Origin of the sequence: Paraburkholderia agricolaris (assembly GCF_009455635.1) — a bacterium.
GTDB lineage: Bacteria > Pseudomonadota > Gammaproteobacteria > Burkholderiales > Burkholderiaceae > Paraburkholderia > Paraburkholderia agricolaris.
On sequence record NZ_QPER01000001.1, the window covers coordinates 2,018,213 to 2,039,336 of the forward strand.

Sequence of the window (21,124 nt, forward strand, 5' to 3'; positions counted from 1 at the left end):
GCCAGATGGCGTGGCCGGCGGGAACAACAGGCAGGAGAGCAACAGGTTATGGCGACGATCAAGGATGTAGCGGCCGTGGCAGGCGTGTCGTTCACTACGGTATCGCACGTGGTGAACAACTCACGGCCGGTGTCGGCCGATGTACGCGCGAAGGTCGAACACGCGATCCGTCAGCTTCACTATGTGCCGTCGGCGGTGGCCCGCTCGCTCAAGGCGCGGGCGACGGCGACGATCGGTCTGGTGGTGCCGAACAGCACGAACCCGTATTTCGCGGAGATGGCGCGCGGTATCGAGGACGGTTGCGCGCGCAACGGCTATTGCCTGTTCTTTTGCAATTCCGACGACGATCCGGCCAAGCAGCGAAACTATCTGCGCGTGCTGCAGGAAAAGCGTATCGACGGCCTGATCGTTGCCTCCGCGGGCGACGACGCGGTGCTGGCGCAGACGCTCGCCGACGCCCGCGAGCCGCTGGTGGTGGTAGACCGCAATATCGAAGGCGTGAACGCGGATCTGGTGCAGATCGACCACGAGAAGGGCGGCTACCTGGCGACGCGTCACCTGCTCGAACTGGGGCATGTGCGAATCGGCTGCATTACCGGGCCCGTGAAGACGGCGGTAAGCGCCATGCGTTTGCACGGCTTTATCCGCGCCATGACGGAGCGCGGCATCGAGATTCCGGCGGGCGCGATCGTCGAAGGCGATTTTTCGGGGATGGGCGGCCATCGCGCGGCGGGGCAACTGTTCGATACCGTGAGGCCGTCGGCGATTTTTGCCGGCAACGACATGATGGGCATCGGCGCGCTGCGCGCCGCGGCGGAGCGCAACATCAGCGTGCCGCGCGATTGCTCGATCATCGGTTTCGACGATATCGAACTGGGGCGATTCACCTATCCGTCACTTTCAACAGTGGGGCAGTCGGTTCGTGCGCTCGGCGATATGGCCGCGCAGACGCTGATTGAACGCATCGCCGGGACGGCGTCGGGCAGTCTTCCGCGTGCGCCGGGCCGCCGGCGTGTCGTGTCGCCGCGCCTGATCGTGCGTGAATCGACCGCGACGTGGGCCGGCGTGGCGAGGCGCGATCTGGCGGCCTGATATCTGACACCGTGTGAGGATTGCGTTGCCGGCCGCGAGCCGACAGGCTTCGCGGCCGGTTTTTTGTGCCGCTCGAGTTCCGTCTGAGTTCTGTTTGAACTCCGCTTGATCTGTGGCCGACTCGTGTCCAGGTTCCACTCGAACCCGCCGCGCCTGGGCGCAGCCGGCTTCCAGGCCAACTGAGCCTGCTTCCCCGAATGTCAAAAAACGCCGTGTGACCTTAGCCTGGGCACGGCCTGTCAGTATTTTGTAATTTCTTCCATTTGCTTACAACGTCTTTCTTCATACCATATAAAACCTTCAAGTACGCAGATCGAATGCCGTAAACCCAAATATTAGAGCGCGGCTACAGAACAGCGCCATGCAGGCAGACGCGACACGCTACCCCGCGCTGCGCACGCAGCTTCTCATTTGCTAAGTACAGGAACAAGCATGTTGAACAAAGGCATCACGATCAAGGCGCGGATTGGCCTCACGATGGCTTTTCTCGCCGCGCTGCTGGTCGCCATTGGCGTTTTCGGTCTGTTTGGGATGAGTCGTTCGAACGACGCTTATCAGGACACTTTCACTAACGCCATGCCGAGCGCTGTCGATATCGGCAACGCCGAGCTGTATGCAGCACGTGAGCGGCTGGCGCTCGACCGGGCGGCGTTCATGATGGGCACGCCAGAGGTGGCGCCGACGATCGAGCGGGCGCGTACGATGCGCGCGACGTCCGACACGTGGTGGAAAAAATACATGGACCTGCCGCGCGACGCTGAGGAGGACCGTCTCGCTCAGGACGTCGTTGCGAGGCGCGAGGCGCTGCATCAGCAACTGGACGCGTTTGTGACGATCATCACGGCGAATGACCAAAGCAAGGTGGTTGAGAGCGCCAGGCACATCCAGGAGGTGTACAACGAGCTCGCCAACGCCGATGACGCGCTGCGCAAGTTCCAGTTCACGTCCGCGAAGCAAGGTTACGACTCCGCGCAAAGCAATTTCGAGGTGTTCCGGGTGGTGAGTGCCGTCGCGCTGCTGATCGGCGTGATCGCCGCCGCGCTGTCCTACCTGACACTGAGCCGCGCAATTGCCCGCCCGCTCGACGCGGCCCTCGGTCATTTCGACGCCATCTCCGCCGGCGATCTGCGCCGCCCGGTCGTGGTCACCTCGCGTGACGAAATGGGGCAGTTGCTCGAAGGCATCGCCAAAATGCAGCGCAATCTCACCGAAACGGTGCGCACGGTACGTAGCGGTAGTGAATCGATTGCGACCGCCACGCGTCAGATCGCGGCCGGCAATATCGACCTGTCCTCACGCACGGAAGAGCAGGCCTCGGCGCTGCAGGAAACCGCGTCGAGCATGGAAGAGCTTACCGGCACCGTCAAGCAGAATGCCGACAACGCCCGCCAGGCGAGCTCGCTGGCGGCCAACGCGTCCGAGATCGCGAATAAGGGCAGCGCGGTGGTCGGCCAGGTGGTCGGCACGATGGGCGACATCAACCAGAGTTCGGCGAAGATTGCCGACATCATTTCGATCATCGAAGGGATTGCGTTCCAGACCAACATCCTGGCCCTGAATGCGGCCGTGGAAGCGGCGCGGGCCGGCGAAGAAGGGCGCGGATTCGCCGTGGTGGCGGGCGAGGTGCGCAGCCTCGCGCAGCGTTCCTCGGCGGCGGCCAAGGAAATCAAGGAGCTGATCGATACCTCGGTGGAGCGCGTGCAATCCGGCTCGGCGCTGGTCGACGAAGCGGGCCGCACTATGACCGAGATCATCAGTGCGGTGCAGCGCGTGACCGACATCATGGGCGAGATCGCCGCGGCCTCGGAAGAGCAAAGCAGCGGCATCGATCAGGTGGCGCGCGCGGTCACCCAGATGGATGAGGTAACGCAGCAGAATGCCGCGCTGGTCGAAGAGGCGGCTGCGGCGGCTTCTTCGCTCGAAGATCAGGCAGGCAAGCTGCGTGCCGCGGTCGCGGTGTTCCAGCTCGAAGAAAGCGGTTACAAGGCGCCCGTGAGCGCGGCGCCGAAGCGTGAGGCTGCGCCGGTTCGCGCGACGGCGCCACGCAAGGTGTCACAAGCCGCGTTACAACCGGTGTCGCACTCGTCGTCACAAGCGGCTGCGCAGTCCACTACGGCCGCACGAGCTCCTGCCGCACCCGCGGCAGCCGCTGCACCCATGAGGACGCCCGCCAGGGCGGTGGCGAGCGCCGGCAGCGATCAGGATTGGGAAACGTTCTGATCGGCCGCTGTGTCGCAACATTCGTTCCTGATGAAGCAGTAGACAGAACCATGCTCGAGCGGATCAAGCGCGCCGCATGACGATAAAGACCGCGATTGCGCATGCAACCGCGGTCTTTTTTCATGGTTTGTGGACTAAGCAGCGTTCACAATCGTTGTCCGCACCCTGGCAAGCGTCGCGATCCGGTACATTGACGGGCGCGACGACGGCTCGCATCGGCAACAGTGCCGTTTCAGCCCGTTAGCGCGCGGACCGTGAGCCCGCTATTCCGCTGCCGCAACCCAGCGCAGCGGCCCACCGCTCAACGCGCCAGCCATAAAGGACCGACATGACGCAATACGACCTCGCGCACCGCCTCGTCGAAGCACGCCGACAGCATCGCCCGATCGATGCGCCGCCACCCGACAGCCTGCCGCCTGACGCGGCCACCGCCTACGCGATCCAGCAGACTGTCATCACGGGCCTCGGCGATTCGACGGGCGCGTGGAAGATCGGCGCCAGAGCGCCGGGCGGGGCCGCCGCGGGCGCGCCGATCCCGGCTTCGCTGGTGCTGCCGTCGCCCGCGCGGGTGGCCCATGGCGGCTTTTTCCGGGTGTTGGTGGAACTGGAAATTGCCTTTCGCTTCGCCGAGGCCATCGAGCCGCGTGGCCGGGCTTATGCGCGCGACGAGGTGCTCTCGAAGGTCGGTGTCGTGCTGCCGACCATCGAGATTGTGGACAGCCGCTTTTCCGAGTGGCCCAATGTCGCGCCGCTTGCACAACTGGCGGACGCACAGAACAACGGCGCGTTGATTACCGGTCATCCGGTTGCCTATGCGGGCCTCGCGCGCGGCTTCGACTTCGTGTCGCCGGAACTGGAGTTGAGTGTCGACGGCGACTCGCTGGTGCCGGACGCCACCGGCAATCCGGCTGGCGATCCGCGCGAACTGCTGGTGTGGTTCGTCAACCATTGCGCCGCTATGGGCATTACGATCGAGCCCGAATGGACGATCACCACCGGTTCGTACGTCGGTGCGCACAATGTGGGCAAACCGGGCACTGTGCGCGGCCACATCGACGGTCTCGGCGAAGTGGAGATTGAACTGACCTGAGCGTGGCACGGTGTATTTGTAACCGGCGGCTTGTGACACCCGCTTGGGACGTCGCTTATGACACCACTTGTGACACCCATTACAAAGACGAAGCATCAAACAAACGGCTGCCCGCGGGCGGCCGTTTTACATTTGCGGCATCCGCACCGAACGTTTTGCCGTATACACCTATGAAGCAAGCCACCGTGTGGCCGTGATCCAGTTATACACGCGGCCAACCATGCCGCCAACACGGTTAATACGAGGGCCAGGTATAAGCGGCAAGCGCACGGGGACTGTCGCACGCCATGCGCGATGGCGTTGAACAAAACCTCCAGTGCGTTGACGAACCGTTACACGATGCACCGATGAACAGCGCTGCTGGTCAGCATCGCGAATGAACATGTAACACTGTGCTCGTCGCTGTAGACCGAATCGCAATGCGATGCGTTATGAAAAAAAGTACCGGGCACTGGAAATGGCATGACGTCCGCGTTAGAGACGACAAAGTGTGCGCATGCAGACAGGCTGTCCGGTGCAGCAGTGAGATCGTTTGATGAACAGGACGATTCGTGTCATGGAGCACCGCGAGCGGTGTTGAACAGCACGGCGAGCAGAGGGTATTGGAGAGGCGGTAACGTGGTCCGGCAGTCGTTGTGCGTGAGTGCGGGATGAGTGCAAGATGAGCGGAAGATTGTAGGTGACCGAATCTGTGTTTCCAAGTGAGGATTGCAGGAGGGGCAACACGGCACGATTTTCATCACGTAGTCCGTGAAAAAAAATTTAAAAGGGTTTAGGATGAATTCGAGCGATGTCGTTTCCGAATAGCGCGCCGCGCACGACATCGGTCTAGACTTTGGCGAGGAGGTAGCATGGATATCTACAGCAGTTTCGCGACCCGCTTCGAGAAAACGCGAGAAGATGAACTCTCGCTCGAGGAGTATCTCGCGCTCTGCAAAGACAATCCCGCCGCGTACGCTACAGCTGGCGAACGCATGTTGACGGCAATCGGTGAGCCAGAACAGATCGACACTCGCAACGATCCGCGCATGTCGCGTATCTTCGCGAACAAGGTCATCAAGGTATACCCCGCATTCCGTGAGTTCTACGGAATGGAAGAGGTGATCGAGCAGGTGGTCGCCTACTTCCGGCACTCGGCCCAGGGGCTCGAAGAAAAGAAGCAGATTCTGTATCTGTTGGGACCGGTCGGCGGCGGTAAATCGTCGATCGCGGAGCGTTTGAAGCAACTCATGGAACGGGTGCCGTTCTATTCGATCAAGGGGTCGCCCGTCAACGAGTCGCCACTTGGTCTGTTTGACTACGACGAGGACGGTCCGATCCTCGAAGAGCAGTACGGGATTCCACGCCGCTACCTGAAAAACATTCTTAGTCCGTGGGCGGTCAAGCGCCTCCACGAATACAACGGTGACATCCGCAAGTTTCGCGTGGTGCGCCGCTACCCGTCGATCCTTCGCCAGATCGGTATCGCCAAGACCGAACCGGGTGACGAAAACAATCAGGATATTTCGTCGCTGGTCGGTAAGGTCGACATCCGCAAGCTCGAGCAGTATGCCCAGGACGATGCGGACGCATACAGTTACTCCGGTGGCTTATGCCTCGCGAATCAGGGCTTGCTCGAGTTCGTCGAAATGTTCAAGGCGCCGATCAAGGTCTTGCACCCGTTGCTCACCGCGACTCAGGAAGGCAACTTCAAGGGCACCGAAGGTTTCGGCGCGATCCCGTTCGACGGCGTGATTCTCGCCCACTCGAACGAGTCCGAATGGAAGGCCTTCCGCAACAATCGCAACAACGAAGCACTGCTCGACCGGATCTTCGTCGTGAAGGTGCCGTACTGCCTGCGCTACGGCGAAGAGATCAAGATCTACGAGAAGCTGCTGCGTAATTCGTCGCTGTCCAATGCGGTATGCGCGCCGGGTACGTTGAAGATGATGGCGCAGATGTCGGTGCTCACTCGTTTGCAGGAGCCGGAAAACTCCAGCCTGTTCTCGAAGATGCAGGTGTACGACGGCGAAAATCTCAAGGACACCGATCCGAAGGCCAAGTCGTATCAGGAGTATCGCGATTTCGCGGGCGTGGATGAAGGGATGACCGGCGTGTCCACCCGCTTCGCGTTCAAGATCCTGTCGCGTGTGTTCAACTTCGATTCGACTGAAGTCGCCGCGAACCCGGTACACCTGATGTATGTGCTCGAACAGCAGATCGAGCGCGAGCAGTTCCCGCCGGAAACCGAACAGAAGTACCTGTCGTTCATCAAGGACGTGCTCGCCTCGCGCTATGCCGAGTTCATCGGCAAGGAGATTCAGACCGCGTATCTGGAGTCGTATTCCGAGTATGGCCAGAATATTTTCGATCGCTATGTGACGTATGCGGACTTCTGGATTCAGGACCAGGAATTCCGCGACCACGATACCGGCGAGAGTTTCGACCGCGCGGCGCTGAACGCCGAACTGGAGAAGATCGAGAAACCTGCGGGCATCAGCAACCCGAAGGACTTCCGCAACGAGATCGTCAACTTCGTGCTGCGTGCGCGTGCTGCGAATGCGGGGAAGAATCCCGCATGGATCAGCTACGAGAAGCTGCGCGTCGTGATCGAAAAGAAGATGTTCTCGAATACGGAGGAACTGTTGCCGGTGATCTCGTTCAACGCCAAGGGCTCGGCGGAAGAGCAACGCAAGCACGAAGACTTCGTCAACCGGATGGTGACGAAGGGCTATACGCCAAAGCAGGTGCGCTTGCTGTGTGACTGGTATCTGCGCGTGCGCAAGTCGTCATGATACGCATTGCGTGCCGCCCGCGCGGTCCGGCCGCGCGGGCACCTTGCGAAGCGCAAGTTGCATGGACATAGCGTTGCGTTTGCGGACATGCCTATGCAGTTTGCGTCTCGCGCACTCGAAATTAGTGCAGTTGCATGGGACACGGGAGACCGGGCGTGCTTCATCAAATCATCGACCGCAGGTTAGCTGGTAAGAACAAGAGTATTGCGAATCGCGAGCGTTTTTTGCGTCGCGTCAAGAACTACATTCGTCGCGCCGTTTCGGAAGCGGTACGCGATCGCAGCATCAAGGATATCCAGAACACCCAGAGCATCACGATTCCGCGCAAGGACATTGCCGAACCGTCGTTCCGGCACGGCCCCGGCGGCAAACGGGAAATGGTGCATCCGGGCAACTCGGACTACATCCGCGGCGACAAGATCCAGCGCCCGCAAGGGGGCGGCGGCGGAGGCGGCGGCAACCAGGCGAGCAACGAAGGCGAGGGTCAGGACGACTTCGTGTTCGAACTCAGCCGCGAAGAATTCATGCAGTACTTCTTCGACGACCTCGAACTCCCGCGTCTCGTCAAAACCCATCTGATGGCCGTGCCTACGTGGAAGAGCATCCGCGCCGGCTGGGCGGCCGAAGGCACCCCGAACAATATCGACGTGGTCCGCTCGCTCAGAAGCGCGCTCGGCCGCCGTATCGCGCTCGGGGCGCCGCTCGTCAATCAGTTGCACGAGATGGAACGGCAACTGGAAGAGATCAAGGCCGATCCGGCCGACCGTCGCGAGGAAATCAAACTGCTCGAGGAGGAAATCCACCATTTGCGCGGGCGCATCTGGCGCATTCCGTTTATCGACCCGTTCGATCTGCGTTACGTGAACCGGGTGAAGCAGCCCACGCCGTCCAGCCAGGCGGTCATGTTCTGTCTGATGGATGTGTCCGGTTCGATGGACGAGCAGCGCAAGGATCTCGCCAAGCGCTTTTTCATCCTGCTGTACCTGTTCCTCAAGCGTAACTACGAAAAGATCGAGGTGGTGTTTATCCGTCACCATACGCGCGCCGAGGAAGTCGACGAAGACACGTTCTTTCATTCGACGGAAAGCGGCGGCACGGTGGTGTCGAGCGCGCTGGAGCTGATGCGTAAGGTGATGGAGGAGCGCTACTCGCCGACTGAATGGAACATTTATGGCGCTCAGGCGTCTGACGGCGACAATTGGACCGACGATTCGCCCAAGTGCCGCAAGATACTTTCGGATGACATCCTGGAGAAGGTGCGCTATTTTGCGTATATCCAGGTTACGCCGGAAGAGCAGAACCTGTGGCTCGAGTATGCGCAGCTGGCGCTGAGTCAGCCGCACATGGCAATGAAGAAGGTCGAGACCGCAGCGGATATCTATCCGGTGTTCCGGGAACTGTTTGAAAAGCAGGTGGCGTCTTCATGACAAAACACCTGCACAACGAAGCGCGCGGCTACCAGCCGGAGCGCGGGAAAGGCGTGCCGCAGCAGGGTCAAGCCGGGCATGCCGAGGCGAAGGCGGACGATACGGGAGCCGCCGCAGCCGGAGCAGTCGACACCGCTGCAGCACGGGGACACACCGGAACGCCCACTGTGGGGCAAAGGGAAGTCCGTATGAACGTAGCAGATAGGCGGCCTTTGCCGTGCCCGTCCGACTGGACCTTCGAATTGATCGAAGAGTACGACACTCATATTGCCCGTGTTGCAGAGCAATATGAACTCGACGTGTATCCGATCCAGCTCGAACTCATCAGCGCCGAACAGATGATGGACGCTTACGCGTCCGTCGGCATGCCGGTGAACTACCGTCACTGGTCGTTCGGCAAACACTTTCTTTCCACCGAGAAGAGCTACCGCCGCGGGCAGATGGGGTTGGCGTACGAAATCGTCATCAATTCAAACCCTTGCATCGCGTATCTGATGGAAGAGAACACGATGACGATGCAGGCGCTCGTCATCGCGCACGCGGCCTATGGGCACAACTCGTTCTTCAAGGGCAACTATCTGTTCCGGCTCTGGACGGATGCGCACGCGATCATCGATTACCTTGTCTACGCGAAGAATTACATCGCGGAGTGCGAGGAGCGCTTCGGGCTCGACCGGGTGGAGGAACTGCTCGACTCGTGCCATGCGTTGATGAATTACGGTGTGGACCGTTACAAACGTCCGCAGAAGCTGTCGCTGGAAAAGGAGTTTGCGGCGCGCCGCGAACGCGAGGCTTATCTGCAATCGCAGGTGAATGAGCTGTGGCGCACCTTGCCGAGCCGGCATACACCGTTGCCTGAGGAGATCGAGGAGCGTTACCCGCCGGAGCCGCAAGAAAACCTGTTGTATTTCGCGGAGAAGAATGCGCCGTTGCTCGAGCCGTGGGAGCGGGAGGTGATCCGCATTGTGCGCAAGGTCGGGCAGTATTTCTATCCGCAGCGGCAAACCCAGGTCATGAACGAAGGCTGGGCCACGTTCTGGCACTACACCTTGCTCAACACGATGTATGCGCAGGGCAAGCTGGAAGACGGTTTCATGATGGAGTTTCTCCATTCGCACAGCAATGTGGTCTACCAGCCGCCGGTCACGAAGCCTTACTACAGCGGCATCAACCCTTACGCGCTGGGTTTTTCGATGATGAGCGATATCCGCCGGATCTGCGAATCGCCGACGGAGGAAGATCGCAAGTGGTTCCCTGAGCTGGCGGGCAGCCCGTGGCTGCAGGCGATGCACTACGCGATGCGCAATTTCAAGGACGAGAGTTTCGTCGCGCAGTATCTGTCGCCGCATCTGATCCGGGAGATGCGTCTATTTTCCGTGCTCGATGACGATATGCGCGATGCGCTGGAAGTGTCCGCGATTCATGATGACAGCGGGTATCAGTATGTGCGGCAGGCGTTGTCGCGGCAGTACGACATGCATCATCGGGAGCCGAACATTCAGGTTTGGGCGGTGAATACGCGTGGGGACCGGAGTCTGACGTTGCGGCATTTCATGAGCGACAACCGGCATCTGTCTAATGATAGTGATGAGGTGCTTAAGCACATGGCGCGGTTGTGGCAGTTTGATGTTTATCTGGAAAGCGTTGATGAGAATGGCACTGTTAGGAAGCGGTATGAGTGTAAGTATGTGCCTCCGGCTGTGAGGGTTTGAGTTTGGGGTTTTTTGCCTGCCCGGGTGGGGGCCTTCGCGGCGCTTTTTCGTTGTTGAGTTGGTGCTTTGGCGCTTTGGCGCTTTGGCCTTTCCTTGATTTGTCAGTGGTCTATTAGCGTAGCCCCTGTGCGGGGCGGCACTTACTTCTCTTTGCCGCCGCAAAGAGAAGTAGGCAAGAGAAAGCGGCTCAAACCGCTAATTCTTAAGCGGGTCCCCCGCACAGTAGCGGCAGTGGTGCATCTGGAATCTGTCTCCTCGCACATTCGGCCTCAGTGACAAAGGTGTCATACCTCCCGCGTCGCTGCGCGCGCCGATACCCAGTTCATAAAACCACTCTCCAACTTTTTTGCTCCCGCTGCGCGAGCAGAGCCCTTGGTTTCCCTGACATACCCGTCCGCGACGCACGCAGTGCGGAGTGGGAACTGATGAGCCCTTTGTCAACGGCGCGGAGTGTGCGAGTGCACGGATTCCAGATGCACCACTACCGCGGCTGTGCGGGGGACCTGCTTATGAGCTGGCGGGGTGAGCCGCTTTCTTTGCTTATCTTTCTTTGCGGCGGCAAAGAAAGTAAGTGCCGCCCCGCACAGGGGCAACGCTAATGGGGGTGTCAGAATTTCCGTGTTTAAGGCGTTTGGAGAATTACACGGGTGATCTGATGAAGCGATCCTGATAGAGGATAGCGAATTGGTTCATGGCCGTCTTCCAGTCGTGAGCGGCATGTCCCCAGTTCGCCGTGATATTTCGCAAGGCCAGCCAGATGAGCTTGGTGGCGGCCTCGTCACTCGGGAAGTGGCCGCGGGTCTTGATGATCTTGCGCAACTGGGCATTGATGCTCTCAATGGCATTTGTGGTGTAAATAATCTTGCGTATCGCGGGGGGAAACGCAAAGAACGGGATCACGCGGTCCCAGGCACTGCGCCAGGCCATGCCAATCATCGGGAGTTTCTGGCCCCATGGCCCATCGGCAAACGCGTCGAGTTCAGCTTCGGCCGCTTCCGCGCTGGGTGCCGTGTAGATCGGACGGATCGCTGCGGCCAGTGCCCGACGATCTTTCCAGCTCGAATAATCCAGGCTATTACGGATCAGATGGACGATGCAGGTCTGCAGCGTGGTGGCCGGGAACACGGCGGCCAGTGCTTCGGGCATGCCCTTGAGACCATCCGTGACGGCGATCAGGATGTCGTTGACGCCGCGCGTCTTCAGATCATTGAAGACCTTCATCCAGAACTTGGCGCCTTCGGTGCCTTCGATCCAGAGTCCGAGAATGTCGCGTGTGCCGTCCGGCAGCACGCCCAGTGCCAGATAGACCGCCTTGTTGCGTACCACGGCGTCTTCGCGGATCTTGACGCGCAAGGCATCGAAGAACACGACCGGATACATGGGCTCGAGCGGCCGGGTTTGCCAGGCGCTCACTTCGGCCATCACCTCGTCGGTCACCGAGCTGATGAAATCAGGCGAGACCTCGGTGCCGTACTGCTCTTGCAGGAAACCCTGAATCTCCCGGACCGTCATGCCACGCGCGTACATGGCCACGATCCTGTCGTCGAAGCCGGTGAAGCGGCGTTCATGCTTGGGGATCAATATCGGCTCGAAGCTGCCATCACGGTCGCGGGGCACCTCGATGCGGATTGGACCGTCTTCGGTCAGAACCGTCTTGGCACCACGGCCATTGCGCTGGTTCGTGGCGTGGGCCGGCCTGGCGGCGCCCGACGGATAGCCGAGATGGTGGTTCATCTCGCCACCCAGCGCACGCTCGATCAGGGCCTTCTTGAGCGCCATCGTGGCGGCATTGATGGCTTCGGCCGTCATCGGGCCGTTGCCGAACTGTTCAAGCAGCTCGGCAGGAATTGCCGGCAGGTCTACCGGCTTGGCTTTCGGTTTGCGAGGCATAGTCACTCCTTGGCGACATGTTATGCCTCAAACACGAAATTACTGACAGGCCCCAGCTAATAGACCACTAACACAGCAAGGAAAGGCCAAAAGACCAACAAAAGACCAAAAGACCAAACCCCGAACCCAGCAAGAAAAGGCCAGCGAGCCGGATCAACAACGAAAAGCGCCGCGAAGGCCCTGCACCTGCCGGGTGGGCAAAAACCCTGCCTTGATCCCTAACAAACCCCCATCTCCTCCTTGCAATTCTGTAAAATTCGCGCACGCGCGCTATGGGCACCCGCGGGGCACCCGGACGAACCCGGACGAACCCGGACGCACCCGGAGTCATCCAAGGCACTCCGGACGCGCCCACCGCGATGCGCGTGCTATGAAGGCGGCGCCACGACCGCTACCTCCGTTTAAAGACAAGGAAAGACAACAGCATGACCGACCTAACCGACCAAACCGTGGCCACGGTTTACGACGCACACGACACCCGCCGCCGCATCTTCGCGATCGTTGGCGCTTCATCGGGCAACCTAGTCGAATGGTTCGACTTTTACGTGTATTCGTTCTGCGCGCTCTATTTCGCGCCGGCCTTCTTCCCGAGCGGCAATACCACCACGCAATTGCTTAACACGGCGGGCGTCTTCGCCGCGGGCTTCCTGATGCGCCCGATCGGCGGCTGGTTCTTCGGCCGGCTTGCCGACAAGCACGGCCGCAAGACCGCGATGATGGTATCGGTGTTCATGATGTGCGGCGGCTCGCTGGTGATCGCGGTGCTCCCCACATATGCGCAGATCGGCGCGCTGGCGCCGGCGCTGCTGCTGGTCGCACGCCTGTTCCAGGGCCTGTCGGTGGGCGGCGAATACGGCACCAGCGCTACCTATATGAGTGAAGTCGCGCTCAAGGGCCGCCGCGGCTTCTTCGCATCGTTCCAGTACGTCACGCTGATCGGCGGTCAGTTGTGCGCGCTGCTCGTGCTGGTGATCCTCCAGCAAACCCTCTCCACCGAAGAACTGAAAGCGTGGGGCTGGCGCGTGCCGTTCGTGATCGGTGCGCTGGCGGCACTCGTCGCGCTGTATCTGCGTAAATCGCTTGAAGAAACGACCACGGCTGAAACGCGTCAACGCAAGGAAGCCGGCACGCTGCGCGGCTTGTGGCAGCACAAGGGCGCGTTTCTGACCGTGCTCGGCTTCACGGCAGGCGGCTCGCTGATTTTCTACACGTTCACCACGTATATGCAGAAGTACCTGGTCAACACGGCCGGTATGCACGCCAAGACGGCAAGCAACGTGATGACCGCAGCGCTGTTCGTCTACATGATCATGCAGCCGGCGTTCGGCGCTTTGTCGGATCGTATCGGCCGTCGTCGTTCGATGATTTTCTTCGGCTTTTTCGCGACCATCGGCACCGTGCCGCTGCTGCACGCGTTGAAAGACGTAACGAGCCCGTACGCGGCCTTCGGCCTCGTGGTCGTGGCGCTGGCGATCGTTAGCTTCTATACGTCGATCAGCGGCCTGATCAAGGCCGAAATGTTTCCGCCGGAAGTGCGCGCGCTTGGCGTGGGGCTGTCGTATGCGGTGGCCAATGCGATCTTCGGCGGCTCGGCGGAATACGTCGCGCTGTGGCTGAAGTCCGTGGGCAGTGAGTCGACGTTCTACTGGTATGTCACCGCGCTGTGCGCGATCGCCGGCATCGTGTCGTTGCGCATGCGCGATCCTTCGAAAGAAGGGTATTTGCGTCACGAGCCTTGAGCGAGGACGACACGCGCAAACAGTGCGCGTGAGCGCTCTTTGAAAACGGCGGCCAGGGCAACCCGGCCGCCGTTTTTTTATCCCATCGGCAGGCACGGCAAGCGGCGCCCAGGCCCATGCCGATGCTCAAGCCACCACGATCTCCGTTCCCAGCGCATGCAGCAGATCGCGCAGCGTCTCGGCTTGCGCCATCTTTGCATCGCTGCGCAAGTGAATCTGCACGGCTCTCCCCGCAATTCCATCGACGGGGTGCGCAAGCCATAACTCCACGGCCAACCCCAATCCTTCCGGCTGATTGACGACGACCGGCTCGATCACACGCGGCTTGAAACAGGCACTGTCGGACATGGCAAATCACCTCGAGGCTGATGACGGTTCGAGACCCATCCTAATCAGCCGCACGCGTGAGACCAAGCGACAAATACGCGTTTGCTAATGAGCGGATGCTTAGCAGAAAACACGCTTATTACAGGAGCATTTCTTGGTTCGGTGCGCGCGGCGGCGCTGCTAAGGTGACACCCATGCGTGGCCGTCGGTTGCACTTCGCGCTGGCGCGATATTCCCAGCGGATTCGCAGCGGACTTGCGACGGATAGCGCCGATCCGCATCTGTTTTCAGAAACATCGCATCTGCATCGCACACAAACAAAGAGATCCATAAAAATGAAATCGAAATTACTCGCTGCCTGGCTAGTGACCATGACGGGGCTGACGATGACGGTGTCGGGCCTTGCCCACGCCGATCGTCTCGACGACATCAAAAAGGCAGGCGTGCTGCGCGTCGCGACCTTCGACAGCAATCCGCCGTTCGGCTACGTCGACGCAAGCAGTAACCACATCGTCGGCCTCGATGTCGACTACGCGAAGGCGCTTGCCGACAAACTCGGTGTGAAGCTCGAACTGCAACCGACCAATCCGGCTAACCGCATTCCGTTCCTCACGTCGAAGAAAGTGGACCTGGTACTCGCCAACTTCACGATCACCGACGAGCGCGCCAAACAGGTCGATTTCAGCATTCCGTATTTCTCGTCAGGCCAGCAGTTTCTGGCGAAGAAGGGCGTGCTGAAGTCGCCGGATCAGATCAACAGCCTGCGGGTGGGCGCCGACAAGGGCACCACCAACGAAATCACACTGCGCGAGAAATTCCCGCAAGCCACGATCGTCGCGTACGACGACACGCCGTTCGCATTCGCGGCTTTGCGCGCGGGCAATGTACAGGCGATCACGCAGGACGGTCCGAAACTGGTCGGTCTGCTCGCCAACGTACCGGACAAGCAGAACTACGAGATTCCGGCGTTCACGATTTCGAACGACTACATGGGCGTGGGCATTCCGAAGGGCGAGACGCGTCTGGTCGGTTTCGTGAACGACACGCTGAAGGGACTGGAAGCGGACGGCTCGGCCGCGAAGATCTACAACCGCTGGTTCGGTCCGCAAACGAAGACACCGCTCGCGCGTATCTTCAAGATCGGCGACAAGACCTGAGTTTCATGCCGCTGTAGTACTCAGGAATGAACGGGCACGCTCGCAGCGTGCCCGTCGGCGTTTTCGCAAGAGCGGATTTAAAGAAGCAGGTTTAACGATGCAAGCGTGGCTCGCTCCAAAGTATCTGACGTGGCTGTGGCAAGGCTTCGGCGTCACTGTCGGTCTCGCGTTGACGGTGGCGCTCGCGGCCACCGTGGCCGGCCTCGTGCTGGCAATCGCGCGTCATGCCCGCTACGGCTGGCTGCGTCGTGCAACGGCCGCGTATGTGCTGGTGTTTCGCAATACACCGTTGCTGGTGCAACTGTTCTTCTGGTACTTCGGTGCGGCCACGCTGATGCCAGACGCACTGATGCAATGGCTAAACACACCGCATGGCGTGCAGATCGGCGCGTATGCGCTGCGCTGGCCGTCGTTCGAATTTGTCGCCGGGTGGGTCGGACTCACGTGCTATACGGCGGCTTTCATCGCCGAGGAATTCCAGGCGGGTTTGCGCGGCGTGCCGGCAGGTCAGCATGCCGCGGCCGCGGCTCTGGGTCTCACGCCGTTGCAGGCGTTCCGCTACGTCGTATTGCCGCAAGCCGTACGCATTTCGCTGCCGCCGTTGTTCGGCCAATACATGAATCTCGTGAAAAATTCATCGCTGACCATGGCAATCGGTCTTGCCGAATTGTCGTATGCGTCGCGTCAGGTCGAGACGGAAACCTTTAAAACCTTCGAGGCATTCGGTGTGGCCACCGTGTTGTATATCGCCGCCGTCGCGGTGATCGAAGCTGTTTCGCACACGGTTGCACATGCGCGCGAGCGCTCATTCGCGAGGCGCTGAGCATGACATGGTCGTTGTTCGCCAATAATTTGCCGTATTTGCTGGTCGGCGCATTTCCGCAGGGGCCGCTCGGCGGCGCGGCGCTTACGCTGGTGCTGGCATTGTGTTCCGCGCTGGCTTCGGCGGTGCTCGGGGTCGCAGGCGGTATTGCGCTGGCGATGGCGGGGCGCATCGCCCGTGTGCCCTTGCTGCTCGTGATCGGTTTCTTTCGCGCGATTCCGGTGCTGATGCTGATTTTCTGGACTTATTTCCTGCTGCCGATGGTTTTTCATGTCGACGTGCCCGGGCTTGCGACGGTCGTTTGCGCGCTCTCGCTGATCGGCGGTGCGTACCTTGCGCACTCGGTGCACGCAGGCATTCGCGCGGTCGGCGACGGCCAGTGGCAAGCCGGCCTGTCGCTCGGCCTCACACGGATGCAAGCACTGCGCTACGTGTTGCTGCCTCAGGCGATGCGCATCATGGCGCCTTCGTTCGTCAATCAATGGGTCTCGCTGGTGAAGGACACCTCGCTCGCGTATATCGTCGGCGTCGGCGAGTTGTCGTTCGTCGCGACGCAGGTCAGCAACCGGCTGATGGTGTATCCCGCACAGATCTTCCTGTTCGTCGGCTTCATCTATCTGGTGCTGTGCACGGCGCTTGACCGCATCGCCACGTATGCGTTGACGCGGCACAAGCGCATCGTACAGCCGCTCACGCCGGCCACCGCACAGGCATTGTCTGGCGACTGACGGCCGCGCCTGGCTACAGCGGCATCAGTCAGATCAGTTCGGATCGATCGGTCACGATGTCGGTAACGAGTTCGGTCACAGCGGCCCCCGGCTCGGCAACGACAGCCGACGCCGCCGCGGCTACCCCCGACGCTGCTGCGGCCACGCCTGATGCCGCTGCAGCTACGCCCGTCACCGCAGCGTGCTGCCGCAGGTTCACAGCCGCGCGTGAGAGCATCAGCAGGTGGTAACAGAACCGCATACTCAAACCGTAGTTGTAGGCAAACAGATGCGTGAACAGGATCTTCAGGCCGAGCGCCGCCTGTTGATTCTTCGCGTGAACCGAGACGACAATCGGCGCGAGCCGGCGCAATGCCAGCTTGCGTGACGGTTCCAGTTGCGGCGGCAGCCTCAGCGCCTTGACGAACGCATACGCACTGACGGGCGCGGAGCTTGTCGTGCCGCGCGTGCTATGCGAGATCGAGGTCGCCGTCTTCCGGTAGACCGACACGTATTCGTGCAGATAGAACACCTCGCGCGCGGCGAGACAGAGTTCGGTGCCGAACACGAAATCGCAGCACGTGCCGTACTGATCCGTGTAGCCGATCCGCTTGACCAGGTCCGCGTTGGCCATCCAGCCGTTGTTCGGGAACATCTGGATCAACCCGGTTCTGCCGGGCAACGGCTGCAGGCCTTCGGCGTCTCTCGTGCGATGAAACGCGATGTTCAGGCGCGTGCTTGCATCGAGGTCGACTATGCCATTGTGATCGGCCTCGTACTGATTGGCGAACGCCACTTCCAGTTGTGGATGAAGTGCCCATAGCGACACGAGTTTTTCGATGCCGTCGGTGGTGAGCAGATCGTCGTCGTGAATCAGCAGAATCTTGTCGCCGCGAGCACGCTCGAACAGGCTTGCGACATTGCGCGCCTGACCGAGCGGCGGCTGATTCATCACATAGCGGATGCGCGGTTCGTTCGGATAGCGTTGCGCGATCAACTGCTGGGTGCGGTCGTCCTTTGAATCGTCGCCGATAACGATCTCCAGATCGCCATAGGTCTGCGCGAGGCACGAATCGATACACTCCGCGATCAACTCAGGCCGATTGCAGGTCGGCAGGCAAATGGAAACTCTGGGAGCGGACTGGGCTGCGGGGGAGGGGGTGGAGAAGGTGAACACAGGTGTCTCCTTTCTTATCCGTTAAGGGGCGGCAGCCGGTTCGCTTTGCGCACACTTTGCTGCATGCAGCAAAATAGGTGATTACAGGAAAAAAATAATCAGTAATAAATCGGAAAAAATGTCCACGCTGTGAAAGCGGTTCGAAGGGGAAAATTTATGCGTCTTTTGCGGGCAAAACGCAGCAAAGCCGCTTGGGCTGGCGTCTGGCGCCAGCACTTGATCGAGACCCGCCCTGGCCGGTTTTTTTGTACGGGCAGTTAACCGGCGATTGATTGCACCCTTGATCGGCGTCTTCGCGCGGCTGCAGTTTGCCCTCGCGTCGCTCAGCGCGTGGGGCGCGCCAAAGGGGCACCGGATGCACCCACGCGGTGCCGCGCCGCTTCGCGCGAGTGCAAAGTTAGCACCGCAACGGCAGAGGCGCGACATACCCAAACGTTCGATGGGCGCGCGTCGTCGGGGCGTTTCTTAACAACTGGCACAACATTCGCTTAATGGAAAACCAGAGTAGAAGCGGCTAGCGAGCCGGCACGCGAGTGCCGGTCACCGTGGGGCATTGCTCTTGGGGCGCATCGTGCGCCCACGTCGAAGCAATTCGGCGTTTGAACGGAACCGTCCGGTTCCGCCAACAAGGAGCGTGCGATGCAGTTGCCCCAAATTTTCACCCAACTGTCAGGCGTCAGTGCGAGTCGTGCGGCCACGCGCGGTGAGCCGCATTCGTTCGCTCATATGCATACCTGTGCGCGTCTGTCTGATCTCGTGCGCCGGCGCCGCATGGGCCGCGTCGCCCGTTCCTTATCGTCCGGCTTTCCCACTCTCACAACTATCCCCACGTTCACACGGAGTTCAGCTATGCGCGTTCCGCGTATTCTCTCAGCTTATGCACGAATTGCCTCGTGCGCCCGCTCATTTGTGGCACGCACCGTCAGCGCCGCCGCGGTCGCCGGTGCCGCACTTGCCGCGCCGCTGGTCCACGCCGAAGACCATGTGACCTTGCTGACCAACTGGTATGCGCAAGCCGAGCACGGTGGTTTCTATCAGGCGATCGCGACCGGCATCTACAAGAAGTATGGTCTGGATGTCACGATCAAAATGGGTGGGCCGCAAGTCAACAGCATGCAGTTGCTCGCCGGCGGTCAGGCGGACTTCCTGCTCGGCTACGACTTCCAGGTGCTCTCGAGCGTCGAAGCCGGCATTCCTGTCACCACGGTTGCCGCGGCGTTCCAGTACGACCCGCAAGGCATGATGACCCATGCCGACGTGACCAGTCTTGGCGGACTGAAGAACAAGACGATTCTCGTCGCCGGTTCGGGCCGCACGACCTGGTGGCCGTGGCTGAAGGCGAAGTACGGCTACACCGAGGCGCAAGCGCGTCCGTACACCTTCAATCTGCAACCGTTCTTTGCCGATCCGAACGTGGCGATGCAGGCGTATCCGTCGTCGGAAACCTATCAGGCCGAACAGGCCCACGCGAACGCACACTTCTTCCTGTTCGCCGACGATGGCTATCCGCCCTACAACACGACCATCGTCACGATGCGCGATACGTTGAAGAACAAGCCGGATGTGGTGGCGCGTTTCGTGAAGGCTTCAATGGAAGGGTGGAAGAGCTATCTGAACGATCCGGCGCCCGCCAATGCACTGATCAAGAAAGACAACCCGCAGATGAGCGATGGCCAACTCGCCTATGGCGTGGCGCAACTGAAGAAACTCAAGCTCGTGACCGGCGGCGACGCAGCGACGCAAGGCATCGGCACGATGACCGACGCGCGTTGGAAGAAGACCTTCGAATACATGGTCGACGCGAAGCTGCTCAAGCCCTCGACCGACTATCACTCGGCCTACACGCTGCAATACATCCAGAACGCGAAGGTCATGCCCTGAGGTTTCCCAGGTACATGCGCCGCTTTTACGCCTGAACGCTCGAAGAAGGAGTTTCCCCCATGCTGGTCACCCGTCAAAAAGTCTTGCGCCGCTTCTGGTACGCAATCATGCCGATGGCGCAACTCGATGCCGGTCCGCAGCCGTTCACCCTGCTGGGTGAGCCCATCGTGTTATGGAAGGGCGCAGGCGGCAAGCCGCACGCCTTGCGCGATCGCTGCTGTCATCGCACCGCGAAACTGTCGAAGGGTTTCGTCGACAGCGACGGCAATATCGCTTGCGGATATCACGGCTGGACCTACGATTGCACCGGCCAATGCGTGAAGATTCCGCAGACCAACGGCGGCGCGATTCCATCGCGCGCGATCGTGCCGTCGTACCACTGCGAAGAACGTTACGGCTACGCGTGGGTCGCGCTCGAAGATCCGCTGCAGCCGATTCCCGAGTTTCCTGAAGAGGGCGCACCCGGCTACCGCCGCATTCTGCAATTCTACGAGCGCTGGGAAACGAGCCCGCTGCGCATGATGGAGAACTCGTTCGACAACTCGCATTTCAGTTTCGTGCATAAAGGCAACTTTGGTCTGTTCGACAACCCGAAGCCGTCGAAGTACGAATTCCGGCCGAACGAGTGGGGCTTCGAAGCGGAGACGCATGTACCGGTGCGCAATCCGCCGGCGAGCTATCGCATCACGGGCACGAACGAGGAAGTCACCGAGCGTCATCTGATCAACCGCTGGTATATGCCGTTTGCGCGCCGCTTTGGCTGCGTGTATCCGGCGAGCGGCATCCATCACATCATCTATAACTGCGCGACGCCGATCGACGACCGCACGCTGATGCTCTCGCAATGGCTCTATCGCAACGATACTGAGGACGCGTGCTCGACGCAGGAACTGATCGACTGGGACCGGCCGATTACCGACGAAGACCGCGACATTCTCGAAGCGACCGACTACGACGCCTGTATCGACGTACACCGCCAGCAGGAATGCCACATGGAATCGGACCAGCCCGGGTTGCTGATGCGCCGCATGTTGCTGAAGCTGTTGAACGATAACGGTGAATCGGAAGTCTTTCGCGAAGTATTCCCCATCAACGTGGAGGAATGATC

15 protein-coding genes are annotated in these 21,124 nt (G+C 60.4%); 12 read left to right on the top strand and 3 right to left on the bottom strand.

Features of this window, described 5'->3' with window-relative positions; translation table 11 throughout:
- Nucleotides 1-48 precede the first annotated feature (48 nt).
- The 6 genes from GH665_RS09130 (at nt 49) to GH665_RS09160 (ending at nt 10,315) form a co-directional block, all read left to right on the top strand.
- On the top strand, nt 49-1,092 hold the full coding sequence (locus GH665_RS09130) for a LacI family DNA-binding transcriptional regulator (RefSeq protein WP_153135585.1): 1,044 nt from the start codon (nt 49-51) through the stop codon (nt 1,090-1,092).
- A gap of 432 nt (nt 1,093-1,524) precedes the next feature.
- The gene (locus GH665_RS09135; RefSeq protein ID WP_153135586.1) at nt 1,525-3,312 is read left to right on the top strand and encodes a methyl-accepting chemotaxis protein; all 1,788 of its coding nucleotides are present in this window, start codon (nt 1,525-1,527) and stop codon (nt 3,310-3,312) included.
- Between the two features lie 328 nt (nt 3,313-3,640).
- Nucleotides 3,641-4,402 carry a hydratase gene (locus GH665_RS09140; protein ID WP_153135587.1) on the top strand — a complete coding sequence of 254 codons (762 nt, stop codon included), beginning with the start codon at nt 3,641-3,643 and terminating at the stop codon, nt 4,400-4,402.
- 851 nt (nt 4,403-5,253) lie between these two features.
- On the top strand, nt 5,254-7,176 hold the full coding sequence (locus GH665_RS09150) for a PrkA family serine protein kinase (RefSeq protein ID WP_153135589.1): 1,923 nt from the start codon (nt 5,254-5,256) through the stop codon (nt 7,174-7,176).
- A 155-nt stretch (nt 7,177-7,331) separates the two neighbouring features.
- Entirely contained in the window at nt 7,332-8,603 is a 1,272-nt protein-coding gene (locus tag GH665_RS09155) for a YeaH/YhbH family protein (protein ID WP_025496686.1), read from the top strand.
- Nucleotides 8,600-10,315 (top strand): SpoVR family protein, encoded by a 1,716-nt coding sequence (locus tag GH665_RS09160; protein ID WP_174771708.1) that lies wholly within the window; start codon nt 8,600-8,602, stop codon nt 10,313-10,315. The genes GH665_RS09155 and GH665_RS09160 overlap by 4 nt, the downstream gene beginning before the upstream one ends.
- 639 nt (nt 10,316-10,954) lie before the next feature.
- On the opposite strand, the gene GH665_RS09165 is transcribed toward GH665_RS09160, so the two are convergent.
- Nucleotides 10,955-12,205 carry an IS256 family transposase gene (locus GH665_RS09165; RefSeq protein ID WP_153135590.1) on the bottom strand — a complete coding sequence of 417 codons (1,251 nt, stop codon included), beginning with the start codon at nt 12,203-12,205 and terminating at the stop codon, nt 10,955-10,957.
- Between the two features lie 425 nt (nt 12,206-12,630).
- Between GH665_RS09165 and GH665_RS09170 the strand changes: the two genes are divergently transcribed.
- Entirely contained in the window at nt 12,631-13,944 is a 1,314-nt protein-coding gene (locus GH665_RS09170; protein WP_153135591.1) for an MFS family transporter, read from the top strand.
- 126 nt (nt 13,945-14,070) lie between these two features.
- Here GH665_RS09170 and GH665_RS09175 read toward each other — a convergent pair whose 3' ends face one another.
- The gene (locus GH665_RS09175; RefSeq protein ID WP_025496301.1) at nt 14,071-14,292 is read right to left on the bottom strand and encodes a hypothetical protein; all 222 of its coding nucleotides are present in this window, start codon (nt 14,290-14,292) and stop codon (nt 14,071-14,073) included.
- 314 nt (nt 14,293-14,606) lie between these two features.
- Here GH665_RS09175 and GH665_RS09180 point away from each other — a divergent pair, with 314 nt between their 5' ends.
- The 3 genes from GH665_RS09180 (at nt 14,607) to GH665_RS09190 (ending at nt 16,979) form a co-directional block, all read left to right on the top strand.
- Nucleotides 14,607-15,428 (top strand): ABC transporter substrate-binding protein, encoded by an 822-nt coding sequence (locus GH665_RS09180; protein ID WP_153135592.1) that lies wholly within the window; start codon nt 14,607-14,609, stop codon nt 15,426-15,428.
- Nucleotides 15,429-15,525: 97 nt separating this feature from the next.
- Nucleotides 15,526-16,251 carry an amino acid ABC transporter permease gene (locus GH665_RS09185; protein WP_153135593.1) on the top strand — a complete coding sequence of 242 codons (726 nt, stop codon included), beginning with the start codon at nt 15,526-15,528 and terminating at the stop codon, nt 16,249-16,251.
- A 2-nt stretch (nt 16,252-16,253) separates the two neighbouring features.
- Nucleotides 16,254-16,979 (top strand): amino acid ABC transporter permease, encoded by a 726-nt coding sequence (locus GH665_RS09190; RefSeq protein WP_153135594.1) that lies wholly within the window; start codon nt 16,254-16,256, stop codon nt 16,977-16,979.
- A gap of 28 nt (nt 16,980-17,007) precedes the next feature.
- On the opposite strand, the gene GH665_RS09195 is transcribed toward GH665_RS09190, so the two are convergent.
- Nucleotides 17,008-18,135: a glycosyltransferase family 2 protein gene (locus GH665_RS09195; RefSeq protein WP_153135595.1), complete on the bottom strand. Its 1,128-nt coding sequence runs from the start codon at nt 18,133-18,135 to the stop codon at nt 17,008-17,010.
- A gap of 849 nt (nt 18,136-18,984) precedes the next feature.
- Here GH665_RS09195 and GH665_RS09200 point away from each other — a divergent pair.
- Both GH665_RS09200 and GH665_RS09205 read left to right on the top strand, forming a co-directional pair.
- Nucleotides 18,985-20,016 (top strand): ABC transporter substrate-binding protein, encoded by a 1,032-nt coding sequence (locus GH665_RS09200; protein WP_153135596.1) that lies wholly within the window; start codon nt 18,985-18,987, stop codon nt 20,014-20,016.
- Between the two features lie 59 nt (nt 20,017-20,075).
- Nucleotides 20,076-21,122, top strand: a complete 1,047-nt coding sequence (locus tag GH665_RS09205) for an aromatic ring-hydroxylating dioxygenase subunit alpha (RefSeq protein ID WP_153135597.1) — start codon at nt 20,076-20,078, stop codon at nt 21,120-21,122.
- Nucleotides 21,123-21,124: the final 2 nt, after the last annotated feature.